Origin of the sequence: Nonomuraea sp. KM88, assembly GCF_052245635.1 — a bacterium.
In the GTDB taxonomy this organism is placed as follows: Bacteria; Actinomycetota; Actinomycetes; order Streptosporangiales; family Streptosporangiaceae; genus Nonomuraea.
The window spans coordinates 73821-99651 of the sequence record NZ_JBQQCC010000018.1 but is presented as its reverse complement, the minus strand read 5'-3'; the positions used below and the strand labels follow the sequence as shown (position 1 = coordinate 99651).

Sequence of the window (25831 nt, the reverse complement as noted above, 5' to 3'; positions counted from 1 at the left end):
CTGTGAAAGCACTCGTGCTCGCCGGAGGGTCGGGCACACGGCTGCGGCCCATCACGCACACCTCGGCCAAGCAACTCGTGCCGGTCGCCGGCAAACCGGTCCTGTTCTACGGCCTGGAGGCGATCGCGGCGGCGGGGATCACCGAGCTCGGCATGGTGGTCGGCGACACCCAGGCCGAGATCGAGGCGGCCGTGGGCGACGGGTCGGCGTTCGGGCTGCAGGTGACGTACCTGCGGCAGGAGGCGCCGCTCGGGCTGGCCCACGGCGTGCTGATCGCCCGCGACTTCCTCGGCGACGACGACTTCGTCATGTATCTCGGCGACAACTTCATCGTGGGCGGCATCACCGACCTGGTCGCCCGGTTCGTCCGCGAGCGGCCGGCCGCCCAGGTCATGCTCACCGAGGTCGGCGATCCGCGCCAGTTCGGCGTGGCCGAGCTCGACGGCGCGGGGCGGGTCGTCGGCTTGGAGGAGAAACCCGCGCGTCCCAAGAGCGATCTGGCACTGGTCGGCGTCTACCTGTTCAGCCCGGCGGTGCACGCGGCGGTGGCGGAGCTGAAACCGTCGTGGCGGGGCGAGCTGGAGATCACCGACGCCATCCAGTGGCTCATCGAGGCAGGGCTGCGGGTGGAGTCATCGGTGATCACCGGCTACTGGAAGGACACCGGCAACGTCACCGACATGCTGGAGGTCAACCGGCTGGTCCTGGAGTCGGTGGAGCCGCGCGTGAGCGGCCACGTGGACGCGGCCAGCGACCTGGTGGGCCGGGTCGTGGTCGAGCCGGGCGCGGTGGTCGAGCGCTCGCGGGTGGTCGGTCCGGCGATCATCGCCGGCGGCGCGCGGATCCGCGACAGCTACGTCGGCCCGTTCACCTCCATCGGCGAGTCGTGCACGATCACCGGCAGCGAGATCGAGTACTCGATCGTGTTGCCCAGGGCATCCATCGCGGGAGTGGGCCGGATCGAGTGGTCGCTGATCGGCCACGACGTCGAGGTCACCCCCGCGCCCCACACCCCCAGAGCCCACCGTCTCGTACTGGGCGATCACAGCAAGGTGCAGATCAGTTCATGAGAGTTCTGGTGACGGGTGGCGCGGGGTTCATCGGCTCCCACTTCGTGCACGGCCTCGACGCAGCGGACGTGACCGTGCTGGACAAGCTCACGTACGCGGGAAGCCGGGCCAACCTCGACGGCGTGCGGCACACGTTCGTGCACGGCGACGTCTGCGACGCCGGCCTGCTGGCCGAGGTCGTGCCCGGCCACGACGTGGTGGTGAACTTCGCCGCCGAGTCCCACGTGGACCGGTCGATCGAGGGGGCGGCCGAGTTCGTGCGCACCAACGTGCTGGGCACGCAGACGCTGCTGCAGGCGTGCCTGGAGGCGGGGGTGGCCAAGGTGGTGCAGGTGTCGACCGACGAGGTGTACGGCACCATCGAGTCGGGCTCCTGGACCGAGGACGCGCCGCTGGCGCCGCGCTCGCCGTACGCGGCCTCCAAGGCGGGCGCCGACCTGATCGCCCGCTCCTACGCGATCACCCACGGGATGGACGTCTCGATCACCCGGTGCGGCAACAACTACGGGCCCCGCCAGTATCCCGAGAAGATCATCCCGCTGTTCGTCACGCGGCTGCTGTGCGGCGCGACCGTCCCGTTGTACGGCGACGCCGGCAACGTGCGCGACTGGATCCACGTCCAGGACCACTGCGCGGGCATCCGCCTGGTGATGGACAAGGGCGAGCCCGGCGAGGTCTACCACGTCGCGGGCACGGCCGAGCTTACCAACCTGGAGCTGACCGGCCGCCTGCTGGAGGCCTGCGGCCGGGACTGGGACCTGGTCGAGCACGTCGAGGACCGCAAGGGCCACGACCGCCGGTACTCGCTCGACGACGCGAAGCTGCGCGCCCTGGGCTACCGGCCGGAGATCCCGTTCGAGCAGGGGCTGAAGGACACCGTGCGCTGGTATGCCGAGCACCGGGGCTGGTGGGCGGCTTGACAGGAGGCGTCATGAGATGGCTCATCACGGGCGCGAGCGGCATGCTGGCCACCGACGTGCTCGACCGTACGGCGCTGACCGGCGACCCGGTGGTGGCGCTCGCCCGCAGCGAGCTGGACCTGCGCGACCGGCGCGCGGTGCGCGACTTCGTGTGCGCCTACCGCCCCCGAGCGGTGATCAACTGCGCGGGGTGGACCGCCGTGGACGCGGCCGAGTCGCGCGAGGCGGAGGCGCTGGCGATCAACGGGCACGCGGTGCGCTGGCTGGCCGAGGCGTGCGACCAGGCCGGGTCGCGGCTGGTGCACGTGTCGACCGACTACGTCTTCGACGGCGCGAGCGCGGCGCCGTACCGCGAGGACGCGGCCACCGGGCCCGTGAACGCCTACGGGCGCACCAAGCTGGCGGGGGAGCGCGCGGCGCTGGAGCACGGCCATTACGTCGTGCGGACCGCCTGGTTGTACGGCGCGGCAGGTACCGACTTCGTCCGGACCATGATCAGGCTGGCCGGTGAGCGGCCGTTCGTGGACGTGGTCGACGACCAGCGCGGGCAGCCGACGTGGGCGGCCGATCTGGCCGACTTCCTCGTACGGCTGGCGCAGTCGGACCTGCCGCCGGGCGTCTACCACGGCGCATGCTCGGGCGAGACGACGTGGTACGGCCTGGCCAAGGAGGTCTTCACGCTCCTCGGCGCGGACCCCGGGAGGGTGCGGCCGGTGACCAGCGCCGACTGCCCGCGCCCCGCCCGGCGTCCGGCCAGCAGCGTGCTGGCCTGCACCAGAGCTGAGCCGCTGCGCCACTGGCGGGCGGCGCTGCACGCGGCCTGGCCGGTCATCGCCGCGAATGCGGGGCCTCAATGCAACGTGGCGTAGAACTCCTGGCACGCGCGATAGTCCGGCAGCAGCCCGGCCGCGAGCGCCTCGTCGAGCGAGGGAGCCGCGGCGTCCTTCTCCGACAGCACGGGCTCCACCTCGGGCGGCCAGCCGATCGCGAGCGCCGGGTCGAGCGGGTGGACGCCGTGCTCCCGGCCCGGCGCGTACGGCTGCGAGCACAGGTAGACCACCGTGGCCTGCTCGCTGAGCGCCATGAACGCGTGCCCGAGCCCTTCGGCGACGAGCATGCCCCGCCGCGTGCGGTCGTCGAGCGTCCGCGCCTCCCAGCGGCCGAACGTGGGCGAGCCCGCCCGCAGGTCGGCGACCACGTCGAGGACGCTGCCCGACACGCACATCACGTACTTCGCCTGGCCGGGCGGCACGTCGGCGAAGTGCACGCCCCGCAGCACCCCGCGGCCGGACACCGAGCAGTTGACCTGGGCGAGGTCGAACGGCCGCGGCAGGTCGGCCGCGCGGAACGCCTCGAGGAAAGAGCCACGGGGGTCGGTGTGGACGCGCGGCGTGTACACCCACGCGCCGTCGATCGAGAGGCGCTCCATGAGCGCAGCATGACAGAGCACTCCACCGCAAGGTAACTCTTCATCCCCTATGCCAGCCGATCAGGAGGAATACCCCATGATGACTGCGGTCTTCTCCAACAGCGATGCGAGCGACGAGAGGCGGCGCGAGCTCCTCTACCAGGGCGAGGTGTTCGTGTACGCGGCCTCGCCGGCCACGACGGAGCTGATCGGCTTCGCCAGGGAGCTGATCTCGGAGGCCTTCGGCGGGCTGGACCCGGAGACGGCGCAGCACGAGATGCCGGTCGAGGCCTTCGCCGAGGTGCTGGCCGGGCTCAAGCCCCGCTTCATCCACCACCCCCGGTGCAAGGAACTGCTGCCCGCCGTCATCGAGGAGCGCGGCTGCGACCTCGGGCGGACCTATTTCGACGTGCCCAGGATGCGCACCTCCACCTCCAACGACTATCTGGTCTCCGGCATCTCCTACGCCTTCCACCCGCACCGGGACTGCTGGTATTCGGCGCCGTTCAGCCAGGTCAACTGGTGGATCCCGATCTACGGCGTGGTGCCCGAGAACGTCATGGCCTTCCACCCGCGCTACTTCGACCAGCCGGTGCGCAACAGCAGCAGGGTGTACGACTACGCCGAGTGGAACCGCACCAGCAGGCAGTCCGCGGCTGCGCACATCCGTAGTGACACCCGCGTCCAGCCGCGGCCCGAGCAGCCGATCGATCTGGAGCCGCAGGTGCGCGTGGTGCCGGAGGCCGGCGGGACGCTCATGTTCTCCGGCGCCCAACTGCACTCCACCGTGCCGAACACCTCGGGCAGGACCAGGTTCAGCATCGACTTCCGCACCGTGCATCTCGACGATGTTCGCGCCCGGCGCGGCGCGCCGAACGTGGACGCCCGGTGCACGGGCACGACGCTGCGGGACTTCGTCCGCTGTAACGATCTGGCCCCCATGCCCGAAGATCTCGCGCTGGAGTACGAGAGCGCGGCCCTTGCCGGAGCGAGCTGAATGAACACCTGCCGACTGTGCGGCTCACATGAGCTTGCCGGGGTCGTGGACCTCGGCGCGACTCCGCCGTGCGAGCTGTTCCTGACCGCGGAGCAGCTCGACGAGCCCGAGCCCACCTACCCGCTGCACCTGCGGGTCTGCACCCGCTGCCGGCTGGCCCAGCTGCCGCCGCTGATCACGCCGGAAGAGACGTTCACCGAGTACGCCTACTTCTCCTCGTTCTCGACCTCCTGGGTGGAGCACGCGCGCCGGTTCGTGGACCAGGCGGGACCGCGGCCGGGCGACTTCGTGGTGGAGGTGGCCAGCAACGACGGCTACCTGCTCCAGCACGTGGTGGAGCGAGGGGTGCGCTGCCTGGGCATCGAGCCGTCCGCCAATGTCGGGAAGGCGGCGGCCGCCAAGGGGGTGCCGACGCTCACCGCATTCCTCACGCCGGAGGTCGGGCGGCGGGTGCGCGCCGAGCACGGGCCGGCCGATCTGGTGGTGGCCAACAACGTGTACGCGCACATCCCCGACATCGTCGGCTTCACGAAGGGCCTGCGGGCGCTCGTGGCGGATGACGGCCGGGTCTCCGTCGAGGTGCAGCACCTGCTGACGCTGATGGAGCTCAACCAGTTCGACACGATCTACCACGAGCACTTCCAGTACTACACGGTCGCCTCGGCGCAGCGGGCGCTGGCGAGCGGCGGACTGCATCTCGTCGACGTCGAGCTGCTGCCGACACACGGCGGGTCGATCAGGCTGTGGGCGCGGGCGGCGGAAGGGCCCGTGTCGCCGCGGGTGGTCGACGTGCTGGCCAGGGAGAAGGCTGCCGGGCTGCACGAGTCGTCCGGGTACGAGGACTTCGCGGCGCGGGTGGCCAAGGTGCGGCGCGACCTGCTGAGGTTTCTCATCGACGCGGCCGACGCGGGCAGGACCGTCGTCGGATACGGCGCTCCCGGCAAGGGCAACACCCTGCTCAACCACTGCGGGATCCGGCCCGACCTGCTCGCGTACACCGTGGACCGCAATCCGTACAAACACGGCCGGTTCACGCCCGGGTCGCGGATCCCGATCCGCGCGCCCGAGCGGATCGCCGAGGACCGGCCCGACTACGTGCTGGTGCTGCCGTGGAACCTGCGGGATGAGCTGGTGGAGCAGCTCGCGTACGTCCGTGAGTGGGGAGGCGCTCTGGTCTTCCCGATTCCGAGTCTGGAGGTCGTCGCATGAAAGTCGTGCTCTTCTGCGGCGGGCGCGGCACCCGGATGCGCAGCGGCGCGCCCGGCGGGGACATGCCCAAGCCGATGCAACTCGTCGGCCCCCGCCCGCTGGTCTGGCATGTCATGCGCTATTACGCCCACTTCGGGCACAAGGAGTTCGTCCTGTGCCTCGGCTACGGGGCCCAGCACATCAAGGAGTTCTTCCTGACGTACCAGGAGACAGGGTCGAACGACTTCATCATGCGCAACGGGCACGTCGAGCTGCTGTCCACCGACATCTCGGACTGGCAGGTGTCGCTGATCGACACCGGGCTCGACGCGCCGATCGGCGAGCGCTTACGCAGGGTGCGACCGTACCTCGGCACGGACGAGATGTTCCTGGCCAACTACGCGGACGTCCTCACCGACGCCCCGCTGCCCGACATCGTCGACCGCTTCGCCGCCTCGAACGCGGGCGCGTCGATGATGGTGGTGCCGCCGACCAACACCTTCCACGTCGTCGACGTCAGCGAGGGTGGGCTCGTCGGCGGCATCACGCCTGTCAGCACGATGCCGCTCTGGGTCAACGGCGGCTTCTTCGTGCTCCGCCAGGAGATCTTCGAGCACATCCCGGAGAACGGCGACCTGGTGGCCGACGGCTGCGCCGAACTGGCCAAGAGGGGCCGCCTGCTGGCCTACCCCCATCGCGGTTACTGGCGGCCGAGCGACACCGTCAACCAGCGCCTGGAGCTGGACCGTTCCTGGGCGAGAGGCGAGCGGCCCTGGGCGCTGTGGGAAGCATGATCGGTCTGCGCCCCGCGCAGCTGGACGCGGTCGTCGCGCTCGGCGCGCACTGCGACGACATCGCCATCGGCGCCGGTGCGACCCTGCGGACGATCTGCCGCAACCGCCCGGGGCTGCGGGTGGACGCGCTGGTGTTGTCCGGCGGCGGCACCGAGCGGGAGGCGGAGGAATGGGCGGCGCTGGCGGCCTTCTGCCCTGGCGCCGACCTCAGCCTCACCGTGCTCAAGGTGCCCGACGGGCGGCTGCCGGCGCACTGGGACGAGGCCAAGAACGCCCTGGAGGGCCTGCGCGCCAGGACCCGGCCCGGCCTGATCCTCGCCCCCTGGACCGGCGACGCCCACCAGGACCATCAAGGGCTGGCCCGGCTCGTTCCGACAGTGTGGCGGGATCACCTGGCGCTGGGCTACGAGATCGTCAAGTGGGACGGCGACCTCGGGCGCCCCTCGGTCTACCAGCCGCTCGACGACGACATGGCCGAGACCAAGGTGAGGTTGCTTCAGGAGCACTACCACTCGCAACGGCACCGCCCCTGGTACGACAGGGAGGCCTTCCTCGGGCTCGCGCGCATCCGCGGCGTCGAGTGCAACGCCAGGTACGCCGAGGCGTTCCACGTGACCAAGCTGACCATCGATCTGGCTGGAGACTGACTGTGCGGATCCTACTGACCGGGCACCAGGGTTACCTGGGCAGCGTGATGGCTCCCGTGCTGTCCGCCGCGGGGCACGACGTCGTCGGCCTCGACTCCGGGCTGTTCGCCGACCGCGTGCTCGGGTCGGCGCCTCATGATCCGCCCGGCTACGCGGTCGACCTGCGGGACGTGAGTGCCGAGATGCTCGACGGCGTCGACGCGGTGGCACACCTCGCCGCGCTGTCGAACGACCCGCTCGGTTCGCTGGCCCCCGAGCTGACCTACGACATCAACCACCACGCCTCCGTGCGGCTGGCCCGGCTGGCCAGGGATGCCGGCGTGCGCAGGTTCGTCTACGCGTCCACCTGCTCGGTCTACGGCGCCTCCGGTGGCGACGACCTGGTGAACGAGGACGCGCCGCTGCGGCCCGTGACGCCGTACGCGGAGTCGAAGGTCAGGGTGGAGGACGACCTGGCCAAGCTGGCGGACGACGACTTCTCGCCGGTGTTCATGCGCAACGCGACGGCGTTCGGGTTCTCGCCCAGGCTGCGGGCCGACATCGTGCTCAACAACCTCGTCGGCCACGCGCTGCTGGCCGGGGTGGTGAAGGTGCTCTCGGACGGTACCCCGTGGCGGCCTCTGGTGCACGCGCTCGACATCGCCGCAGCCTTCGCCGCCGTGCTCGCCGCGCCGCGCGAAGCGGTCCACGCCACGGCCTTCAACGTCGGCACCGAGCGCAACAACCTGCGGGTTTCGCAGATCGCCGAGCACGTGGCCGCCGCGGTGCCCGGCGCACGGCTGCTGGTCACCGGCGAGACCGGCGGCGACCCCCGCTCCTACCGGGTGGACTTCTCCAGGATCAGGGCCGTGCTGCCGGGCTTCGACTGCGCCTGGAGCGTCGAGGCGGGCGCGGCCGAGCTGGCCGCGGCCTACGCCACGCATGGCCTGACCACGCCGGCCTTCGAACGGAGCTTCGCCCGGCTGGCCCGCATCGCGGCCCGCCAGGCCGAAGGCAGCGTCGGCGCCGACCTGAGGCCGGTGGGGCATGCCTGAGCCGCTGATCGGCATCGGCCTGCCGGTCTACAACGGCGAGCCGTACCTCACCAGATCCCTCGACAGCCTCATGGCGCAGAGCGAGACCGACTTCGAGCTGGTCATCGGCGACAACTGCTCCACCGACGGCACCGAGGAGATCTGCCGCGAGCTGGCGCGCAAGGACCCGCGGGTGAAGTACGTCCGCCGCGAGCGCAACATCGGCGTGCTGGGCAACCACAACCGCCTGATCAAGGAGACACGGGGCGAGTTCTTCTCCTTCGCCTCCTCCGACGACGAATACCACCCCGACCGGCTGGCCAAGCTGGTCGCCGCGCTGCGTGCGGAACCCGGCGCGGTGCTTGCCTTCTCCGCGGCCGAGGAGATCGACGAGGACGGCGACGTGCTGCGCGTCTGGCGTAACTCCATCAGAACCGACCATCCGTCGCCGGTCGTACGCATGCGCGCCAAGCTCGCGGGCCCGGAGGAGAACCTTCAGCTCTACGGCCTGATCCGGCGCTCGGCAATGGAGCGGGTGCGTCCGCAGGCGCCCTTCAAGGGCAGCGACCGGGTGACGATCGTCGAGCTGGCCCTCCTGGGGTCGTTCGTGGCGGTGGACGAGCCGCTGCTGCGCCACCGCCAGCACACCCAGCGCATGAGTGAGGTCGTCGACGCGCGCGCCTACCGCATGCGTGAGCAGGGCACCGAGCGCCGCTTCTACCTGCCCAACGTCGAGGAGGGCGTCTTTCTGCTGCGCGGTGTCAACCAGGCGCCGCTGACGCGGGGGGAGCGGGTGCGCGGCTACGCCTCGCTGTGGCCGTGGGTGTGGCGCAACACCATCCCCATGGCACGTAACGTCGCCCACGCCGGACTGGATGTCCTACGGAGGCGGCACTGAAAGACGGGACGCGATGGCGGCAACGGCGGAGCTGGGCGGCAAGTTCAAACGGGGCCTCGCGTTCAGCCTGATCAACACGGTCTTGTCCCGGCTGGTCACCTTCACTCTGGGCATCGTGCTGGCGCGCATCCTGACGCCGGAGGAGTTCGGCATCTACGCCACGGCGCTGCTGGTCCAGCTCTTCCTGATGGTGATCAACGATCTCGGTGTGGGCAACGCGCTGATCCGCCGGGAGGGCGAGGTCAAGCCGATGATCCCGACCGCCTGGACGATGTCCGTGGGCGGCGGGTTGATCTGCACGATCCTGGCCTACTTCGGCTCCGGCACCCTGGCCTGGGCGCTGGGCAGCCCGAACGCCACCGGCGTGCTCCAGCTCATGTCGCTGAACATCCTGATCAACGGCTTCGCCTCGGTGCCCGCCTCGGTGCTGGCCAGGGAGTTCCGCCAGGGCAAACGGCTGAAGGCGGACGCGGCCGGGCTGGTGGTCAACGTCACGCTCACCTTCACCCTGGCCATGACCGGGTTCGGGCCTTGGTCGCTGGCGATCGGGCACGTCACCGCGGGGGCGTTCGTGAACGTGCTGCTGATGGCGTTGTCCGGCTGCTGGCCGGTCTTCGGCTTCGACCGCCGCCACAGCGGCGAGGTGGCGCGCGTCGGGCTGGCCATGGCCGGGTCCTCGGTGCTGCTCATCGCGCTGCAGGGCACCGCCCAGGCGGTCACCGGCCGCTTCCTCGGCGAGGCCGCCATCGGCCTGTTCTTCATCGCCAACAACGTGGCCAACTGGCCGATCCAGATCATCTCCAAGACCCTGGAACGGGTGGCGCTGCCCACCTTCGCCCGTGCTCGCGAGGGTGACGGCGACTTCGGCACCACCGCGGGCACGGTGATCGGCGTGGCCGCCGGGGCCGTGCTCATCTGCGGCACCGGCCTCGCCGTACTGGCCGAGCCGATCGTGCAGGTCGTCTACGGCCACCAGTGGCTGGCCGCGGCCACCATGCTGGCCGGGCTGGCGCTGGCCAACGTCGCCAGGATCGTCGCCGAGCTGGTCTTCCACCTGCTCATCGCGGCCAACTCCATGCTGATCTCGGTGCTGCCGCAGCTCGCCTGGCTGCTGGTGCTGGTGCCCGCCTCGGCGATCGGCGCGCACGTGTGGGGCTTCGAGGGCATCGGGTGGGCGCAGGCGGCCGTGGGCTTCGGCTGGGCCGTTCCCGTGCACCTGTGGTGCGCCCGCAAGGCCGGGGCGCGGCTGGGCGCGCTGCTGCGCACGCTGGTGCTGCCCGTCTCGATCTCGGCGGTGCTGGCGCTGCTGCTGTTGGGGCTGGTGACCGTCGCGCCCAACGAGCTGGTGGCGATGCTGGGCGGTGGCGTGCTGATCGCCGGTGCGCTGTTGCTGGTCTACCGGCAGGTCAAGAGGCTAACCGCCATCGACGCACGGTAGCTCGGGGCCCAGCCAGGTGACCCGGTAGGCCGCGTCGATCCGTACGAGCCGGTTGTCGGCCCAGGCGGAGATGGCCGAGCACGAGCTGTCCACGGGACTGTAGAGCCAGGCGTCCAGGACGACCCGGTTGCCGGTGACGATGTACTTCCACCTGTCGCCGCCCTTGTGCACGCGGATGGTGGAGCTGCCGCCGATGAGCAGGTTGTCCACGACGGTGGCCTCGGGCGAGCCGTCGGAGATGAAGATCGGCGCGGTGACCCCGGAGGCGGGCACCTGGCGCTGGTCGAAGGTGTTGTGGCGGATGACGATGTCGCGGCCGCCCCGGTAGGCCTGGAAGCCGTCGGAGTGCCACTCCTCCTCACCGCACAGCAGCGCGTAGGAGTCCTGGATCAGCACGTTGTCGCCGCCTGTTCCGAACGCGTCGCCGTGGCCGACGACCTTCACCCGGGTGGCGGTGAACTCCGACTCGCTGACACCGGTCCCCGCCTCGCAGGAGTCGGGCCGGCCCACCGTCGAGTCGGTGATGGCGAACGAGCCCTTCCCGCGGGGACCGTTACGGCTGTTGTCGACCCAGCCCTCGATCCAGCTGTCGCGGATCACCACGTCCTCGCCCTCGACGAGCAGGTTGCCGGTGATGTGCAGGCCGTCGATCACCTGGCCGTCCTTGTCGGCGACGAAGTCGCCCTCGGCCTTCTTGAGCTCCTTGCCCGGCGGCACGCCGGTGCACTCGGGAGTCGGGTATTCCGGCGGCGGGGGACAGGCCCGCCCCCCGGAGGGCGTGGCCGGGCTGCCGGCAGGCGTGGAGGAAGGGCTACCGGCGGGGGAAGGGCTGGTGCGCGGCGGGGCGCTGTGCTCGCCGGCGGCGGGCGGCGAGCCTCCGTCGGAGGAACGGCCGGTGCCGTTCACGGCGAGCACGCCCGCGCTCACCACGGCCACGCCCGCGCTCAGCACGGCCACGCCGACGGCCAGGCGTAAGGCCACGCCCGAGCGCCGCTTGCTGGGTGAGGGCATGGGTGATCCGTCCTTCGAGAGGTCAGGTTTCGATTCTCGCCGACGATCCGGCGGCACGCGCGGAGCCGACCGGTTCGCGCTGGTGCCGGAGCAGGGCGCCGCACGCGCCCACCGTGAGGAAGACCAGGCCCGTGATCAACGCGTACGCGAGCATGTCGAAGGTGATCGCCGCGACCGTGGGCACCGACAGGCAGGCGACCAGCGTCATCGCCAGGTCGCGCAGCTCGGGGTCGCCGGTGAGGGAGCGCACCCGCAGGGCCGCGTAGATGCCCGACAGGAAGACCGCCACCAGCGCGAACAGCCCGACGATCCCGTTGTCCAGCAAGGTCATCATGTACTGGTTGTCCAGCCAGCCGTACTTCAGCGGCAGGTTGGTGCCCACGCCGTGGCCCAGCCACGGGTAGCGCTCGATGCGCAGGGAGGTCGGCGCGTAGTCGACCAGACGGCCCTTGATGCTGTTGTCCTGGCTGAAGTTGGAGAACAGCGCGATCAGGGTGCCGACCAGGCCGGGCACCAGGATGCGCATGATGACCAGGAAGACGCCCGCGGCGATGGCCATCCTGACCCGCACCCGCCATGACCAGGAGTAGAACAGCACCAGCCCGGCGACCGCCGCGCCCAGGATGGCCGAGCGGGACAGCGAGAACATGATGCCGCCGCTGATCACGGCGAAGCAGCACCACCACAGCCACTGCCTGGGCTCCCTGCGGCGGTTGGCACGGAAGGCGAAGTAGAGGGCGAGCGGCGCGGTGAAGGCGCACATCACGCCGTACTCGATGGGGTGGCCCGCGGTCCCGGACGGCCGGCGGAAGATGGATCGCTCCAGGATGGTCTCTTCGGTGGAGACCGAGCGCAGCCCCGGCAGGGTCAGGAAGTCGGTGAGGTCGACCCCGAGCCGCGACTGCAGGATGCCGACGAACGACATGAACGTCGCGCCCAGCACCATGCACTTGAGAACGAGTTCCACGCCCTTGCGGGTGCGCAGCCCGTCCACTGCCGCCAGGCCGGCGGCGATGACCGAGAAGAGCGTGATGAGCGTGCGGTCGGTGGCCTTGAGTTCGTCGGCCGGCAGACCGGAGTAGGTGGCCGCGCCGTAGGTCAGCAGTTGCGTGATGGCGTAGCAGAACAGGACGGTACGCACGACGTTGCGCCCCTTGGCCACGCCGAGGGTGTCCACCTGCTGGGCGCAGAACCACAGGACGCCGATGCCGAGACCGAAGAGCATCGTCGGTGCCAGGTCGAGCGGGATGCCCTGTAGCACCAGCTTGGCCGGCAGGGCGCACAGCACCAGCACGTACGTGCACAGCAGCACCGTCGCGTCCTTGAGCGGGCGTCCGGAGTCCGCCGTGACCGGTGGAAGGACCGTCGTAGTCACGGCTTCAGTCGGTCACGCGAGGGATGTCCGTCAGGGTGTCATCGTCGGCCGGGCCGGTGAGCTCCTTCGACGGGATGGCGGGGACGGTGCCGTTGTACTGCTTGACCTGCTCGGCCTGCTCATCCGGCTGCGGCTCGGGCTCGGGTGGTGCTTCCTGCTCGGGCACGGCTCGCGCCTCCTGGCGGCGGCGTCGCTGGTTGAGGTAGCTCTCGGTGCCGTAGACGGCCAGCAGACTGGCCGCCAGTCCGACGCCGAGGGCGGCGCCGGCGGCGCGCAGCTTGAGATTGTTCTGCCCGATCGGCGTCGTGGGCTCGATGATCGGCGTCATCACGATGTAGGTGGCGGGGATCGAGGGCGCCAGCCTGCGCTGGTGCTGGAGCAGGTCGAGCCTGGTGCGGACAATGGCGTCGGTCACCATCCGCCTGGCACGCTCCGGCGAGGTGCTGGTGGCCTTCACGGCGATGAAGGGCCCTTCCAGTTCGCCGCTGGTGACCGAGAGGCTGTCGTCGGAGTCCGGGTCGACGAGAGTGTCGGCGACCTCGGGCGTGTTCATCGCCTGGATCAGGAAGGTCGACGTGATCCTGAGGCCCTCGTCGAACGCCAGCAGTGGGTTGGCGTAGGCGTTCTCCGCAGGGTTGCTGGCCACCTGCGAACCGCCCGTCGGGACGGTGAGGATCAATAAGCCCTCGGAGTCGTAGTACGTCGGGTAGGTGATGAAGATCGCTCCCGTGACGCCGAGGGCGGCCAGGAACATGGGCACAGTGACGTACCACCGCCGCACCATGACCTGCAGGGTCTTCCAGAGATCCACGACATTAACCCCTCAGCGACATGTCCCGGCGCACGGCGATTCTCGCCCAGTCCAGATCGAGATACAAGTCCGTGAAAACACCCACAGCCTGCCGTGAATTTCCAGCTTCTGCGATGTCCGAAATCGGACAGTTTATTCGTGTAACGAGCCCTGGAACGTGCCCGATATTGGTGCGGATAAGTGCGTCTTTGGGGGAGCGATTGTCACACGCCCAGCTGCTCGCGCAGCTCAGCCCAGCTTCCTGCCCGGGTGTCGCGAGGGCTGAGCGTGGTGACGGGGAGTGGCCAGGTGATCGCCAGTTCGGGATCGTCGAACCTGACCGACAGGTCCTCGGCGGGATCGTGTTCGCGGTTGATTCGGTAACACGTGTCGGCCTCTTCCGTCAGCACCTGGAAACCATGCATAAAGCCCGGCGGCACGTAAAGGCAGGCGAAACTGACATCGTCCAGCAGGTACGCGGCCGAGCGCCCGAAAGTCGGCGAACCCGGCCGGGCGTCCACGATCACGTCATGCACCGCGCCGCGCGCGCACCGTACCAGCTTGGCCTCGCCCGGCCCGCTCCTGCCGTGCAGCCCGCGCACCGTCCCGAGCTTGGAACGCGACTGGCTGTCCTGCACGAAGGAGTGCGGCTCCAGGCCCGCCCCGGCGGCCACGGTCGCGTCGAAGGTGCGGGTGAAGAAGCCTCGCTCGTCACGGTGGGGGGTGGGCACGAACAGCAGCACGCCGTCCAGTTCGCCACGTCTGATCTCCATGAGCGCATGATGTCCAAAGGAGACACCGTGATCCAGTGCCGGTTCTGCCGCTCCGCCTCCGGCCGCGTCGTCCTCGACCTCGGACCGCAACCGGCCTGCGACCTGTTCCCGCCGGCCACCGACCCGGGACCGGATCCGGTTCACCCGCTGCGCATGTGGGCGTGCGCCGCCTGCGGCCTGGCCCAGCTCGCCGAGGACCCGGCCGGCGCGGAGGAGCCGCGCGGAGCCGAGCCGGCCGCCCTGGTCGAGCAGGCCCGCGACGCGGTCTCCCGGATACGCCTGGCCGGCTGGCTGGACGGGGCGCGCACGGTCGCCGAGTTCGGCAGCCCGCACGGCGGTTCCTGGCTGGGACTGGTGGACCTCACCCCGGTGGACGGCCCAGGCGCGGTGGGTGGCGGGGCAGACCTGGTCATCGACTGCTTCGGGCTGATGCACGAGCCCGACCAGGCCGCAGGGCTGGCCGCCCGCGCCGAGTGCCTGGCCCCGGGCGGCGTGCTGCTCCTGCAGTTCCACAGCCTCGCCGCGATCCTGCGCGGCGGCCAGTGGAACGTTCTGCGGCACGGCCACGACGCGTACTACTCCACCCCGGTGCTGGCCGCCATGCTGCGCCAGGCCGGGCTGGTCGCGCGCAGCGCCTTCCGCTTCGACCTGTACGGCGGGACCGTGCTGCTGGCCGCCACCCGCGACGGCGAGCCGGACGAGTCGGTGACCACCCTGATCGAGGAGGAGGTGGCGGCAGGCGTCACCGACTCCGCGGTGCTGGAGCGCCTGGGACAGGACGCCACGCGCGGTGCCGAGAAGCTGCGTGCCCTGCTGGCCGAGCAGAGCGGCCCGGTCATCGGGTACGGCGCGGCCTCCCGGGCCGTGGCGCTGCTGTGCCGCGCGGGCGCGCACGCCGGCCTGCTGCCCGCGATGGTCGACGCCTCGCCGGCCAAGCGGGGCCGCCGCATGCCCGGGACGGACATCCCGATCGCCGGCCCGGAGCGCCTGGCCGGGGCGGGTCAGGTCCTGCTCTTCCTGCCCGACCTGCTCCCGGAGGTCCGCGCGAGCTACCCGGACGTCTCCGGCTGGATCGTGGTCCCGTGACCGGCCTCAGCGTGGTGATCGCCGCGCACGACGAGGAGCGCGTGCTCGGTCGCTGCCTGGACGCGCTGCTGCCGCAGGGCGAGCCGGAGGTGGTCGTGGTCGCGAACGGTTGTGCCGATCGCACCGCCGAGGTGGCGCGCGAGCGCGGCGTGAAGGTGATCGAGCTGCCCGCGCCGGGCAAGGTCGCCGCCCTGCGCGCCGGAGACGCCGCCTGCGCCGCGTTCCCCCGCCTCTACCTGGACGCCGACGTGGTGCTCGCGCCGGGCTCTGTGGCGGCGATGCTGGCCTGCCTGGCCGGGACGGGGTTATCCGCCTGCGCGCCGGAGCCCGAGCTGGACCTGGCCGGCGTTTCGCGGGTGGCGGCCGGTTTCCACCGCGCCCACGAGCGGCTCATGGCGGGCCGCCGCGGGCTGGCGGGCACGGGCGCTTATCTGCTGACCGAGGCCGGCCACGCCCGCGTGTGGCCGATGCCGGACGTGCTGTCCGACGACGGCTGGGCGCACCGCTCGTTCGCTCCGGCCGAGCGGGCCACCGCGGGCCGGTCGCTGGTACGCCCGGCCCGCACCGTCGCCGCCGTGGTGCGCCGCAGGGCCCGCGTACGGCAGGGCAACCGGCAGCTCGACCGGCTGGGCCGTGCCGAAACCAGGCTGGGCGGTGCGGACCTGGTGACACTCGTGCGGCGGCGGGAGGTGGCGGTGTGCGACGCCGCATGCTTCGTCGCGGTGCTCGTCGCGGAGCGGCTGGCCGGGCCGCGAGCCGGTGGCGGCTGGGCTTCGGATCGTTCCAGTCGTGAGTAACGTCGCGGCAATTTCGCCGAAATAGGTGGAGAAGGAAGGTCTTCATGGGGGACGAGAGGGTTCCTATGCAGGATGTGACATTCGCCTTTCAGCGGGCCGAGCTCATGGCCCACGCCGAGCGGTTTCGCGAGCAGTTCGCCACGGCCGAGCCGTTCCCCCACGTCGTGATCGAGGACTTCCTGCCGCCCTCGGCCCTGGAGCCGGTGCTGGAGGAGTTCCCCGAGCCGCGTGGCGTCACCTGGCAGGAGTTCGACAGCGCCAAGGAGATCAAGCTGGCGCTGTCGGACACCGAGTTGATGGGGCCCGTGACACGGAATCTGCTCCACGAGTTCAACGGCCAGGTGTTCGTGGACTTCCTGGAGGCGCTGACCGGCATCACCGGCCTCATCCCCGACCCGCACTTCGACGGCGGCGGGCTGCACCAGAGCCGCGCCGGCGGCTACCTGAAGGTGCACGCCGACTTCAACAAGACCAAGCGCCTCAACCTGCACCGCCGGCTCAACGGCATCCTCTACCTGAACCGGGACTGGTCGCCCGAGTGGGGCGGCGACCTGGAGTTATGGGACAGCGACATGACCGCGTGCGTCAAGCGCGTGGCCCCGCTCTTCAACCGTTTCCTGATCTTCGCGACCACCGACAACGCCAACCACGGCCTGCCCGACCCGATCACCTGCCCGCCCGACCGCGCCCGCCGCTCGATGGCGCTGTACTACTACACCAACGGCCGCCCCCAGGAGGAGTTCAGCGGCGAGCACAGCACGCTGTTCCGCCAGCGGCCCGGTGAGGACTTCAAGGGCACCTTCCGGCAGAGGCTCAAGCGCTGGGCGCCGCCCGCGCTGGCCGATCTGTTCTCCCGGCGCGGCGCATAGTGGCGGGCGAGCACGTCCTCATCGTTGTGCAGAACCTTCCGGTTCCCCTGGACCGCCGGGTCTGGCTGGAGTGCCGGGCGCTGAAAGCGGCTGGCTACGAGGTCTCGGTGATCTGCCCCCAGGGCCCCGGCGATCCGGCCTACGACGTGCTGGAGCGCGTGCACCTGTACAAGTACGCGCCGCCGCGCCAGGCCGCCGGTCCGGTCGGTTACGCCTGGGAGTTCGTGTACTGCTGGATCCGCACGGCGCTGCTGTCCCTCAAGGTACGGCGCCGCCGCAGGTTCCACGCGCTGCAGGCGTGCAACCCGCCGGACACGTACTGGGCGCTGGCCCGGCTGTGGCGGCCCTTCGGCGTGCGCTTCGTCTTCGACCACCACGATCTCAATCCCGAGGTGTTCCGTTCCCGCTTCGGCGAGCCGGCCTCCCTGGCCGGGCGGTCGCAGCTAAAGGCGCTGCTGTGGCTGGAGCGCCGGACCTTCCGCGCCGCCCACCGGGTGATCTCCACCAACACCTCCTACCAGAACGTCGCGGTCGGGCGCGGCGGCGTGCCGCGGGAACTGTCCACCGTGGTCAGGTCCGGCCCCGACACCACTGTGATGCGGCCAGGCCAGCCGGTGCCCGAGCTGCGCCGCGGCCGGAAGCACCTGCTGGTCTGGCTGGGCATCATGGGCCCGCAGGACGGCGTGGACGTCGTGCTGCGCATCGCCGAGCAGGTGATTCACCGGTACGGCCGCACGGACGTGGGCTTCGCCCTGCTCGGCTTCGGCGACTGCCTGGAGGACCTCAAGCGCCTGGCGAGCGAGCTGAGGCTCGACGAGCACGTCGAGTTCACCGGACGGGTGGGACCGGAGGAGATCGCCCGCTACTTCTCCACCGCCACCGCCGGGCTCTCGCCCGACCCCTTCAGCCCGCTCAACGACGTCTCCACGATGAACAAGACCATGGAGTACATGGCCTTCGGCCTGCCGGTGGTGGCCTACCGGCTCACCGAGACGGCCGTGACCGCAGGGGAGTGCGCCGTCTACGCCGACCCCGACGACCTGGACGGCTTCGTCAAGGAGCTGATCGCGTTGCTGGACGACCCGCCGCGCCGCGCGGCCCTGGGCGCGGCGGGACGCCACCGCGCCGAGACCGTGCTGGACTGGCGCCGGCAGGCCGAGGCCTACGTGGCGGTCTACGACTCGATCTTGCGCAACCAGACCTCGCGCCAGTAGGGGTAGATGGAGCGCGGGCAGTGCCGGTGGTAGACGGCCTGGCAGATGACGTTCTCCAGGATCAGGCAGTCCTTCAGCTTGATCATGCGGCCGGTGGGCTCGTCGATGATGCGCTCGACGCGGCGCAGCACGCGGGCCCGCTTTCCGCAGTAGAGCAGCATCTCGGCGTCGAAGACCATGCCCCGGTTCTTGTTGTCGGGCCGCAGCGTCTTGACGATCTCCTCCTTGCTCTTGACCTCGACCAGGTCGCCGGGCCGCAGGCCGAGCGGTCCGGCGGGCGGTGTCGGGCCGGTGGCCGTGCCGCGCAGGAACGGCCACTCCTCGCCGCCCTTGATGCGCAGCCGACGCGGCAGCCGTAGCGTACGCCGCTGGAAGATGTTGAACGCCAGCACGGCCAGGCCGCGCAGCACGGTCAGCAGCCGCTCGTTGCGCGTACGCACGTCGTGGACGTACTGGCTCCAGTCGTAGGGCCCCAGCCCGCCCTCGGAGGCGTTCAGCAGCTCGGTGGCCTGGCAGCGGTGAAGTGGCTCGCCGTCCTCCGCCGTGCCCCGCACGGTGTCCTTCTCCAGCGTCTCCAGCGCGGCGCCCCCGCCCTCAGGCGCCCTCGGCCCGCCCTCCAGCCACTCCTCGCGGAAGAACAGCAGGCACCCGGCCTGGCAGCCGCCGTGCGCGCTGCCATCGCAGCGGGCGCCGACCAGGTGCACCGTGTTCTGCATGCGCCGCCTGGTGCCGGTCTGCTGGATCGTGTCGCAGGTCTTGTCCGCTCGCTTGTACACCCGCATTTCCTGGCCGGCGTAGGCCAGCATCTCCGGCATGAACGGTAGCCCGCCCAGTCTGCCGTTCTCGTCCAGGGAGGCGAGGATCTCCTCCTTGCCGCGCACCCGCACGATGTCCCCTGCGCGCACTTGCGCGACGTCCCCCGCGCGAAGCTGCTTGTTCAACGTCCCCTCCTGAGCACCTTCTTGGCTGTCGCGATCAGTGCGTTCCTGGCCTTGCGCACCGGGCTGGCGGTGACCTCGCCCTCGCAGACCAGGATCTGTCCGGTCATCGCCCGGCGTTTGTACTCGTCCTCGCCGCGCCCCAGGTCGATGCGTGCCACGCCCATGTGGGGCGCGGCCGCGATCAGCTCGCGCAGCAAGATCCAGCCGGGCGACAGGCGCGCGTGCGCCGGGTCGTAGACGGGAAACCACCAGTGCAGCACCCCGCCAGAGCGCAGCCCGAAATGCGCCGCCAGCAGGTGCGGCCCGGCGTGCACGGCCGACAGGACCCCGGCGAACTCCGGATCGCGGGCGGCCAGCAGCTTGTGCAGCATGTCGGCCCGCCCGGGATCGGTGAAGTAGTCACGGGCTCCGGTGGCCGTGTACTGGGCCCGCTTGAGCTCGATCACCCTGTCGAGCAGCGCGTGATCGAGCGCGTCCGCGGTGAGGACCACCTCGCCCAGCTCCCGCCCCGCCTTGCGGGCCCGGCGCCTGGCCTGCGCCAGGTTGTCCTTGGCGGTACGCGAGGCCCGGCCGAGGTAGCCGTCCAGGCCGCCGGTGACCTCCAGGAAGGGCGAAGGGCGGCGGCGCCTGACCCATCGGTCGAAGTCCGGCTGCTCCAGCAGGTGGTCGAAGGCCAGGCCGCGCACCCGTGCCGCCCGGACGAACTCCAGGGCGGGGAAGGCGGTGCCCGGTGCCCGGATCGGCGCCTGGAAGTCGGCGGCCGGCCAGCCCGCCGGCCTGGCGATCGAACCGTCGCGCTGGAAGGGCAGCAGCGCCAGCACCTCGGGGTCGCCGTGCACCGCGACCTGGATCTCGCGCCCGCTCGCGTGGACGGCGGCGGCGAAATCGGGGTGGAAGTAAGGGCTGTCCAGCGCCGGATCGGTGGCCCTGAGCCGGTGCCAGGCGGCCAGCTCGTCCGGTGTGAGGGCGTCGAAGGCGACGATGCGCACGTCAGCCCCCCGGAAGCTTCCGCAGCCGGCGCGCTGGCCGCACCAGGGCCACCAGCGCGGCGCGAGCCGTACGCTGACCGCGCAGCGCCCTGACCGCCTCGCCCAGCAGCACCGCGGCGAAGTAGGCGGCGCCGCGCACTGGACCGTTCCGGTTGCGGAACAACCTGACCCGGTTGACCGCGATCAGCGCGGCCAGCATCGGGCTGGTGTCGGACTCGCCGCCGATGTGCTCGAAGACCGCCTCGGGCTCGTACCACAGGCTCCAGCCCAGGTCGGCGGCTCGTAGCGCGTACTCGGTCTCCTCGCTGTAGAGCAGGAAGGACTCCTCCCACGGACCGGCCGCCCGCACCAGCGGGGTGGCCACGAGCATGGCCGCACCGGTGGCCCAGGCCGCCGGGCAGGGCCGCTCGTAGGCCGCCGGGGCGGTGACCAACTCGCCCAGCCGGCTCGACCGCCCGGCCAGGGTGCCGCCGAGCACGGCCTGCGCCAGCGCCCGCGTGACAGTGGGCGCGCGGCGCAGCGAGGGCTGCAAGGAGCCGTCCGAGTTGACCAGCTTCGGTACGGCGATGCCGCATCCGGGACGGTCCAGCGCGCGCGCCAGCACGGGCAGCGAACCCGGCGCCAGGCGGCAGTCCGGGTTGAGCACCAGCACGGCGTCGATCGCGCCGAGGTCGAGCGTCGCGACCGCCGCGTTGATCGCTGCGGCGTAACCGGCGTTGCGCCCGAGTTGCACGATCCGGCAGCCGGCCGCCTCGGCCACCCGGACGGACTCGTCGCGGGAGGCGTTGTCGGCGACCACCACCCCTGCCAGGTCGCGAGGGAGCGAGCTGAGGCAGTCCTTCAGCACCTCGGCGCTGTTGTAGCTGACGATGACGGCCGCCATGCGCGTCATCAGCGGAGACGCTTGATCGTCCGCGAGACCAGTTTCCTGGCCCGCATCCTGGGTGACCGGCTGTCCTCCAGCAGGGCGGTGGCCCAGCCGGGACCGATGTCGCGGTGGAGGCTGGTGCGCGGCTGGAGCCAGGCGCCGGCACGGGCCCGGCCGCCGTCACTGGTGTAGGCGAGGCTGACACCCGCCCGGCGTAACCTGGCCAGCACGTGCCGGTCATAGGAGCCGAACGGGATGGCCACCCTGCCGACCGGCTCCCCACACAGCTCGCTGAGCACCTCGGGGGCCCGCGCCAGCTCCTCGGCCTCCTGTCCGGGCGCGAGCCGCCGCCAGTCGCGGTGGGCCCAGCCGTGCGAGCCGATACGCATGCCCTGCTGCACCAGTTCCCGCACGCCGTCGGCGTCCAGCCTGGCCCGCTCGCCGAGCCGGCCGGCCAGCACGAAGAACTCCGCGCGGAGCCCCCGCTCCAGCAGGGCCGGCAGGCCGATCTCCAGGTCGGAGTCGTTGCCGTCGTCGAAGGTGAGCCTGACGTCCGGCCGGTCCTTCACCTCATCGAGGACCTGCTCGAACTGCTCGACACTGACCCACGTCACGTCCTCGCCGGGGTCGAGTTCCCGGAGTGGTTCGCCGATGCCGTGGACAGTCAGGTTGAGGACCGAACGGGTCAATGTCCCCCGACCTCTCTAGTGGCAGCCGTCCCGATCAATATCGTTCCAAAGCGCCGTACTTGTTACATCTCGCAGTGGCCGATTCCGGCCGTTCCAGAGCTGTTGCCACGGCCTTTGAGCACGTCTAAGGTGACGTGGGTTCCGGCGTAGGGCGGGGATGCATGGAGCAGCGGGCACGTGACCTGGTCGCGGAGGCCGACAATGCGGCCCCGGCACGATTACCGTCCCTGACGGGTCTGCGCTGGCTGGCCGCCTTCGGCGTGTTCGGCTTCCACATCCTGGCCAACCAGACGATGACCAGCGATCCCGGGTTCGTCCACGGGATGGGTGTGCTGTTCGGCGCCGGCGCCTCAGGGGTCTCGCTGTTCTTCGTGCTGTCCGGGCTGGTGCTCACCTGGTCGGCCCGCCCCGGTGACCGCCCTGTGCGCTTCTGGCGCAGGCGGGCCGCGCGGGTGCTGCCCGACCACGTGGTGACCTGGCTCTGCGTGCTGGCCATGCTGGCGCTGGTCGGGCGCGAGCTGTCGGCGGGACCCGCGCTGGCCGGGCTCGTCCTGGTGCAGCCGTGGGTGCCCGACGAGGGCTACTATTTCGCCGTCAACACCCCGGCCTGGTCGCTGGCCTGCGAGGCGTTCTTCTACGCCGTCTTCCCCTGGCTGGTCGCCCTGGTACGCGCGGTGCCGGCGCGGCGCTGGTGGCTGCTCGCCGTGGGACTGGTGGCCGGCGTCTGGGCGGTGTCCGCTCTGGCGACGCTCATGCCGGAGCCGCTCGCCTACTGGTTCGTCACGATCTTCCCGGTGACCCGGCTGCTGGAGTTCACGCTCGGGATCTGCCTGGCGCTGATGATCCGTAACGGGCGTTGGCGCGGGCCCGGGGTGGGCGTCTCGGCGGGCTTCGTGGCCGTGGCCTATCTCGCCGCCGGGCTCGTTCCCGAGCCCTGGGTCTGGGTGGCCTGGATGGCGGGCCCGCTGGCACTGCTCGTCGCCGCGCTCGCCGCCGCCGACGCACGGCGCGGGCGCGGCCTGCTGGGGCATCCCTGGCTGATCCGGCTCGGTGAGATCTCCTTCGCCTTCTACCTGGTGCACCAGCCGGTGATCCGGCTGGGCACCAAGCTTCTGGGTCACGACCTGAACGCGGTGGCGGTGGTCAACGTGTCGGCCGGCATGTTGGTGGTGAGCGTCGGCCTAGCGTGGCTGCTGTTCAGGTTCGTCGAGCGGCCCATGGAACGCCGGCTGCGGCCTGTGGAAGGCGGGCGCGTGGAGCGCCGCTTGAGGCACTAGCCGGCCCGCGTACCATCGCAGGGTCCGCGCCAGCCCCTCCGCCAGCGGCGTGGCCGCCCGCCAGCCGAGCACCTCCTCCGCCGGTCGCACGTCGGCGAGGTGGGCGCGGTCACGTGCCCGGTCGGCGATCGCTCCGTAGACGGGTGCCACGGACGTCCCAGCCAGCCGGTGGAGCAGGTCCACGGTGGCCCGGATGGAAGTGCCCGTGCCGCTGCCCACGTCCAGGGCCTGGCCGTCGGCCGCGCCGCTCAGCGCAGCGGCCACCAGCGCGTCGACGACGTCGTCGACGAAGACCCAGTCGACCAGGCGGGTGCCGCTGCCCACCTGCGGTGACCGGCCCTGCAGGAGCTCGGTGGCCACGTACGGCACGAGCTTGCTCAGGTCTTCCTGGCCGGGGCCGTACACCATGGCGATGCGCAGGACCGTCACCGGGATGTTCCACAGATGGTGGAAGAGCATGGCGTAGCCGGTGGCGGCGGCCTTGGCGGCGGAATAAGGGGAGTGCGGGGCGACCGAGCCGGCGTGCGGCTCCTCGACCGAACCGGCGAACACCAGCCTGGCCGGCGTGCGCGTGGCGGCGGCCAGGAGGTTGACCGCAGTCAGCAGGTTGCCGCCCAGCGTCTCGGAGACCATCGCGACCTCGCGCCTGCCGCTGACCTCCCCGGCCAGGTGGAAGACCACCTGAGGGCGGATCGCCCGCATCAGGGCGGCGGTCGCCTCTTCCTCGCGCAGGTCGCACTGGTGCCAGATCTCGCCGTGCAGGGAAGCCCGCGGTCCCCGGCTGACGGCGTGGACCTCGACCGACAACCCCCGGAGGCGGCGGGTCACGTGGGCCCCGATGAAACCGGAAGCTCCGGTGATCAGAACGCGGTGCATGCTCTCTCCTAAGTGTCGACTTCAGAATGATCACGAGGAAAGAGCGGTCCGGGCGGTGCCCGGGGGGAATGTAAGCCGGGTGGGCCTGGATCAGGGTCCGGATCGGGCCTGGCCCGTTGCCGTTCCCGGCGATGGCGCGCGCGGGGTCTGCGAAGGGAGCGGCGGCGCAGCGCCCGAGAGCGGGCGGGAGCGGGCCGGCGCGTGGCTGTCGGGTTACGCCAGGGCGCGCTCGACGAGAGGGCGGGGCGAGGGCTGCGCGACAGCGGGCACAGCCGCTCGTCGCCCTGCTCGACCGGCAGGTGCTCGCCGGTCAGGTGCTCGACCGCCGACGGCGGTGGATGGGTGCTCGCGGACGGCTCGGTGGGCGCCGCGAGCACGAGTAATATCAGGACCAGCCAGTGCAGGACCACCAGGCCATTGTCACGGCTGGCCCGCCGGGTGTCTCTGTCTTGGAGCGATCCAGCAGAGCCGTCGATCTGTCGCCCCGGGATGGTGATCCCTATCATCGGGTAATGGTCCCGTTACAAGAGCATGCCGGGTTCGCCGAATCCGAGCGGCTGCAGAGCCGCCTGCACGAGCTCGTCCCTGGAGGGGCGCACACCTACGCCCGCGGCAGCGACCAATATCCAGAGGGCATGGCACCGGTGCTCGTGCGCGGCTCGGGCGCCAGGGTCTGGGACGCCGACGGCAACCGCTACGTCGAATACGGCATGGGCCTGCGCGCGGTCACGCTGGGTCACGCGTACGAGCCCGTGCTGGCCGCGGTGCGCGCCGCGCTCGAGGACGGGCTGAGCTTCAGCAGGCCGACCGACCTGGAGGTGTCGGCGGCCGAGGACTTCCTCCGCCACGTGCCGGGCGCCGAGATGGTGAAGTTCGCCAAGAACAGCTCGGACGCGACCTCGGCCGCGGTCCGGCTGGCCAGGGCGGCGACCGGACGAGACCTGGTGGCCATCGGCGACCAGCCTTTCTACTCGACGGCCGACTGGTTCATCGGGACGGTGGCGATGAACGCCGGCGTGCCCGCGGCCGTACGCGAGCTGACCGTGCGCTTCCGCTTCAACGACCTCCACTCGCTGCGGGCGCTCTTCGAGCGGCACGACCGGCAGGTGGCGTGCGTGGTCATCGAGCCGGCGACCGCGACCGCCGAGCCGGCGCCCGGCTACCTGGAAAGCGTGCGTGCGCTCTGCGACGAGCAGGGCACGGTGCTCGTGTTCGACGAGACGATCACCGGGTTCCGCTGGGCCATGGGGGGCGCGCAGACGTTCTACGGCGTCACGCCCGACCTGTCGTGCTGGGGCAAGGGCATGGGCAACGGCTTTCCCATCTCCGCCCTCGCCGGCCGTCGGGAGCTGATGGAGCTCGGCGGCCTGCGTACCGACCGGCCGCGCGTCTTCCTGCTGTCGACCACGCACGGGCCCGAGCGGGTCTCTCTGGCGGCCTTCCGCGCGGTCGTGCGCGCGTACGAGGAGGGCGACCCCATCGCGATCATGGAGCAGCGCGGCCGCGCGCTCGCCGAGGGGGTCAACGCGGCGGCGGCCGAACTCGGCCTGGGGGACCACGTCGCCGCCGTCGGCCGGCCGTCGTGCCTGGTGTTCACCACGGCCGATCACGAAGGGCGGCCGTCACAGGCCCATCGCACGCTGTTCATCCAGGAGCTGCTCAGGCGCGGGGTGCTGGGCCAGTCCTTCGTCATCTCGGCCGCGCACACGGCCGGCGACGTGGCCCACACCGTCGAGGCCGTACGCGAGGCTCTGGCGGTGTACGCCAAGGCGCTCGAAGCACGCGGCGTCACAGGGCTGCTGAACGGGCGCCCGGTCGCGCCCGCGCTCCGCGGCCTGGCGGAGCCGCGCCGGCTGCGCTGACGGGGGAGCTCCCGCGTGACCGCGGCGGCTCCCCCGCGAAC

Annotated in this window: 26 protein-coding genes; 16 read left to right on the top strand and 10 right to left on the bottom strand. The window is 71.1% G+C overall.

All coding sequences use genetic code 11. The annotated features are described in order from the left end of the window. Positions 1–2 precede the first annotated feature (2 nt). Genes ACTWPV_RS39250 through rfbD form a run of 3 tightly spaced genes read left to right on the top strand, consistent with a single transcriptional unit; the run spans position 3 to position 2859 of the window. Positions 3–1070 (top strand): glucose-1-phosphate thymidylyltransferase, encoded by a 1068-nt coding sequence (locus ACTWPV_RS39250; protein ID WP_443155664.1) that lies wholly within the window; start codon positions 3–5, stop codon positions 1068–1070. Continuing rightward, positions 1067–1990 (top strand): dTDP-glucose 4,6-dehydratase, encoded by a 924-nt coding sequence (gene rfbB, locus ACTWPV_RS39245; RefSeq protein ID WP_443155663.1) that lies wholly within the window; start codon positions 1067–1069, stop codon positions 1988–1990. The genes ACTWPV_RS39250 and rfbB overlap by 4 nt, the downstream gene beginning before the upstream one ends. A gap of 11 nt (positions 1991–2001) precedes the next feature. Then, positions 2002–2859: a dTDP-4-dehydrorhamnose reductase gene (gene rfbD, locus ACTWPV_RS39240; RefSeq protein ID WP_443155662.1), complete on the top strand. Its 858-nt coding sequence runs from the start codon at positions 2002–2004 to the stop codon at positions 2857–2859. On the opposite strand, the gene ACTWPV_RS39235 is transcribed toward rfbD, so the two are convergent. Beyond that, positions 2841–3419 (bottom strand): dTDP-4-dehydrorhamnose 3,5-epimerase family protein, encoded by a 579-nt coding sequence (locus tag ACTWPV_RS39235; RefSeq protein WP_347648395.1) that lies wholly within the window; start codon positions 3417–3419, stop codon positions 2841–2843. The genes rfbD and ACTWPV_RS39235 overlap by 19 nt on opposite strands. 76 nt (positions 3420–3495) lie before the next feature. Here ACTWPV_RS39235 and ACTWPV_RS39230 point away from each other — a divergent pair, with 76 nt between their 5' ends. The 7 genes from ACTWPV_RS39230 to ACTWPV_RS39200 are packed head-to-tail and all read left to right on the top strand — an operon-like array spanning position 3496 to position 10373. Next, positions 3496–4395, top strand: a complete 900-nt coding sequence (locus ACTWPV_RS39230; protein ID WP_347648396.1) for a hypothetical protein — start codon at positions 3496–3498, stop codon at positions 4393–4395. After that, positions 4396–5604, top strand: coding sequence for a methyltransferase domain-containing protein (locus ACTWPV_RS39225; RefSeq protein WP_443155661.1), 1209 nt, complete (start codon positions 4396–4398; stop codon positions 5602–5604). After that, the gene (locus ACTWPV_RS39220) at positions 5601–6377 is read left to right on the top strand and encodes a glucose-1-phosphate cytidylyltransferase (protein WP_443155660.1); all 777 of its coding nucleotides are present in this window, start codon (positions 5601–5603) and stop codon (positions 6375–6377) included. Before ACTWPV_RS39225 ends, ACTWPV_RS39220 begins: the two co-directional genes overlap by 4 nt. Beyond that, positions 6374–7024: a PIG-L deacetylase family protein gene (locus ACTWPV_RS39215; RefSeq protein WP_347648399.1), complete on the top strand. Its 651-nt coding sequence runs from the start codon at positions 6374–6376 to the stop codon at positions 7022–7024. The genes ACTWPV_RS39220 and ACTWPV_RS39215 overlap by 4 nt, the downstream gene beginning before the upstream one ends. Positions 7025–7026: 2 nt before the next feature. After that, positions 7027–8058: an NAD-dependent epimerase/dehydratase family protein gene (locus ACTWPV_RS39210; protein ID WP_443155659.1), complete on the top strand. Its 1032-nt coding sequence runs from the start codon at positions 7027–7029 to the stop codon at positions 8056–8058. Then, a complete protein-coding gene (locus ACTWPV_RS39205) occupies positions 8051–8935 on the top strand; it encodes a glycosyltransferase (protein WP_443155658.1) in 885 nt (294 codons plus the stop codon). The genes ACTWPV_RS39210 and ACTWPV_RS39205 overlap by 8 nt, the downstream gene beginning before the upstream one ends. A gap of 13 nt (positions 8936–8948) precedes the next feature. After that, positions 8949–10373 carry an oligosaccharide flippase family protein gene (locus ACTWPV_RS39200; RefSeq protein ID WP_347648402.1) on the top strand — a complete coding sequence of 475 codons (1425 nt, stop codon included), beginning with the start codon at positions 8949–8951 and terminating at the stop codon, positions 10371–10373. On the opposite strand, the gene ACTWPV_RS39195 is transcribed toward ACTWPV_RS39200, so the two are convergent. From ACTWPV_RS39195 to ACTWPV_RS39180, 4 genes are all read right to left on the bottom strand, one after another. Further along, positions 10350–11384, bottom strand: coding sequence for a hypothetical protein (locus ACTWPV_RS39195; RefSeq protein WP_443155657.1), 1035 nt, complete (start codon positions 11382–11384; stop codon positions 10350–10352). The two genes, ACTWPV_RS39200 and ACTWPV_RS39195, sit on opposite strands and share 24 nt — an antisense overlap. Positions 11385–11406: 22 nt before the next feature. Continuing rightward, positions 11407–12759, bottom strand: coding sequence for an O-antigen ligase family protein (locus ACTWPV_RS39190; protein WP_443155656.1), 1353 nt, complete (start codon positions 12757–12759; stop codon positions 11407–11409). A 4-nt stretch (positions 12760–12763) separates the two neighbouring features. Beyond that, a complete protein-coding gene (locus ACTWPV_RS39185; protein ID WP_443155655.1) occupies positions 12764–13570 on the bottom strand; it encodes a hypothetical protein in 807 nt (268 codons plus the stop codon). Between the two features lie 203 nt (positions 13571–13773). Continuing rightward, entirely contained in the window at positions 13774–14322 is a 549-nt protein-coding gene (locus tag ACTWPV_RS39180; protein WP_347648406.1) for a dTDP-4-dehydrorhamnose 3,5-epimerase family protein, read from the bottom strand. Between the two features lie 27 nt (positions 14323–14349). Here ACTWPV_RS39180 and ACTWPV_RS39175 point away from each other — a divergent pair, with 27 nt between their 5' ends. The 4 genes from ACTWPV_RS39175 (at position 14350) to ACTWPV_RS39160 (ending at position 18288) form a co-directional block, all read left to right on the top strand. Further along, on the top strand, positions 14350–15408 hold the full coding sequence (locus ACTWPV_RS39175) for a class I SAM-dependent methyltransferase (RefSeq protein WP_443155654.1): 1059 nt from the start codon (positions 14350–14352) through the stop codon (positions 15406–15408). Continuing rightward, the gene (locus ACTWPV_RS39170) at positions 15405–16205 is read left to right on the top strand and encodes a glycosyltransferase (protein ID WP_443155653.1); all 801 of its coding nucleotides are present in this window, start codon (positions 15405–15407) and stop codon (positions 16203–16205) included. The genes ACTWPV_RS39175 and ACTWPV_RS39170 overlap by 4 nt, the downstream gene beginning before the upstream one ends. A gap of 74 nt (positions 16206–16279) precedes the next feature. Continuing rightward, positions 16280–17074 (top strand): 2OG-Fe(II) oxygenase, encoded by a 795-nt coding sequence (locus tag ACTWPV_RS39165; protein WP_443155652.1) that lies wholly within the window; start codon positions 16280–16282, stop codon positions 17072–17074. A 26-nt stretch (positions 17075–17100) separates the two neighbouring features. Beyond that, complete coding sequence (locus tag ACTWPV_RS39160) at positions 17101–18288, top strand: glycosyltransferase family 4 protein (protein ID WP_443155651.1); 1188 nt, start codon at positions 17101–17103, stop codon at positions 18286–18288. Here the strand turns inward: ACTWPV_RS39160 and ACTWPV_RS39155 are convergent. From ACTWPV_RS39155 to ACTWPV_RS39140, 4 genes are read right to left on the bottom strand one after another with little or no spacing between them, the layout of a single operon-like run. Further along, positions 18249–19229, bottom strand: a complete 981-nt coding sequence (locus tag ACTWPV_RS39155; protein WP_443155650.1) for a hypothetical protein — start codon at positions 19227–19229, stop codon at positions 18249–18251. The two genes, ACTWPV_RS39160 and ACTWPV_RS39155, sit on opposite strands and share 40 nt — an antisense overlap. Beyond that, positions 19226–20218: a GNAT family N-acetyltransferase gene (locus tag ACTWPV_RS39150; RefSeq protein ID WP_443155649.1), complete on the bottom strand. Its 993-nt coding sequence runs from the start codon at positions 20216–20218 to the stop codon at positions 19226–19228. Before ACTWPV_RS39150 ends, ACTWPV_RS39155 begins: the two co-directional genes overlap by 4 nt. 1 nt (position 20219) lies before the next feature. Beyond that, the gene (locus tag ACTWPV_RS39145) at positions 20220–21110 is read right to left on the bottom strand and encodes a glycosyltransferase family 2 protein (protein ID WP_443155648.1); all 891 of its coding nucleotides are present in this window, start codon (positions 21108–21110) and stop codon (positions 20220–20222) included. After that, on the bottom strand, positions 21110–21775 hold the full coding sequence (locus tag ACTWPV_RS39140) for a polysaccharide deacetylase family protein (RefSeq protein ID WP_443155647.1): 666 nt from the start codon (positions 21773–21775) through the stop codon (positions 21110–21112). Before ACTWPV_RS39140 ends, ACTWPV_RS39145 begins: the two co-directional genes overlap by 1 nt. Positions 21776–21936: 161 nt before the next feature. On the opposite strand from ACTWPV_RS39140, the gene ACTWPV_RS39135 reads away from it, so the two are divergent. Beyond that, positions 21937–23052 (top strand): acyltransferase family protein, encoded by a 1116-nt coding sequence (locus ACTWPV_RS39135; RefSeq protein ID WP_443155646.1) that lies wholly within the window; start codon positions 21937–21939, stop codon positions 23050–23052. On the opposite strand, the gene ACTWPV_RS39130 is transcribed toward ACTWPV_RS39135, so the two are convergent. After that, the gene (locus ACTWPV_RS39130) at positions 22957–23928 is read right to left on the bottom strand and encodes an NAD-dependent epimerase/dehydratase family protein (RefSeq protein WP_443155645.1); all 972 of its coding nucleotides are present in this window, start codon (positions 23926–23928) and stop codon (positions 22957–22959) included. The two genes, ACTWPV_RS39135 and ACTWPV_RS39130, sit on opposite strands and share 96 nt — an antisense overlap. A gap of 512 nt (positions 23929–24440) precedes the next feature. Between ACTWPV_RS39130 and ACTWPV_RS39125 the strand changes: the two genes are divergently transcribed. Then, entirely contained in the window at positions 24441–25790 is a 1350-nt protein-coding gene (locus ACTWPV_RS39125) for a glutamate-1-semialdehyde 2,1-aminomutase (protein WP_443155644.1), read from the top strand. The last annotated feature ends 41 nt before the right edge of the window (positions 25791–25831 follow it).

What these genes read in the sequence shown, in the direction of transcription:
- rfbB (WP_443155663.1), top strand. Translation starts at nt 1,067, where the DNA reads ATGAGAGTTCTGGTGACGGGTGGCGCGGGGTTCATCGGCTCCCACTTC.
- rfbD (WP_443155662.1), top strand. Translation starts at nt 2,002, where the DNA reads ATGAGATGGCTCATCACGGGCGCGAGCGGCATGCTGGCCACCGACGTG.
- ACTWPV_RS39235 (WP_347648395.1), bottom strand. Translation starts at nt 3,419, where the DNA reads ATGGAGCGCCTCTCGATCGACGGCGCGTGGGTGTACACGCCGCGCGTC.
- ACTWPV_RS39230 (WP_347648396.1), top strand. Translation starts at nt 3,496, where the DNA reads ATGATGACTGCGGTCTTCTCCAACAGCGATGCGAGCGACGAGAGGCGG.
- ACTWPV_RS39225 (WP_443155661.1), top strand. Translation starts at nt 4,396, where the DNA reads ATGAACACCTGCCGACTGTGCGGCTCACATGAGCTTGCCGGGGTCGTG.
- ACTWPV_RS39220 (WP_443155660.1), top strand. Translation starts at nt 5,601, where the DNA reads ATGAAAGTCGTGCTCTTCTGCGGCGGGCGCGGCACCCGGATGCGCAGC.
- ACTWPV_RS39215 (WP_347648399.1), top strand. Translation starts at nt 6,374, where the DNA reads ATGATCGGTCTGCGCCCCGCGCAGCTGGACGCGGTCGTCGCGCTCGGC.
- ACTWPV_RS39205 (WP_443155658.1), top strand. Translation starts at nt 8,051, where the DNA reads ATGCCTGAGCCGCTGATCGGCATCGGCCTGCCGGTCTACAACGGCGAG.
- ACTWPV_RS39200 (WP_347648402.1), top strand. Translation starts at nt 8,949, where the DNA reads ATGGCGGCAACGGCGGAGCTGGGCGGCAAGTTCAAACGGGGCCTCGCG.
- ACTWPV_RS39195 (WP_443155657.1), bottom strand. Translation starts at nt 11,384, where the DNA reads ATGCCCTCACCCAGCAAGCGGCGCTCGGGCGTGGCCTTACGCCTGGCC.
- ACTWPV_RS39180 (WP_347648406.1), bottom strand. Translation starts at nt 14,322, where the DNA reads ATGGAGATCAGACGTGGCGAACTGGACGGCGTGCTGCTGTTCGTGCCC.
- ACTWPV_RS39145 (WP_443155648.1), bottom strand. Translation starts at nt 21,110, where the DNA reads ATGACGCGCATGGCGGCCGTCATCGTCAGCTACAACAGCGCCGAGGTG.
- ACTWPV_RS39135 (WP_443155646.1), top strand. Translation starts at nt 21,937, where the DNA reads ATGGAGCAGCGGGCACGTGACCTGGTCGCGGAGGCCGACAATGCGGCC.
- ACTWPV_RS39130 (WP_443155645.1), bottom strand. Translation starts at nt 23,928, where the DNA reads ATGCACCGCGTTCTGATCACCGGAGCTTCCGGTTTCATCGGGGCCCAC.
- ACTWPV_RS39125 (WP_443155644.1), top strand. Translation starts at nt 24,441, where the DNA reads ATGGTCCCGTTACAAGAGCATGCCGGGTTCGCCGAATCCGAGCGGCTG.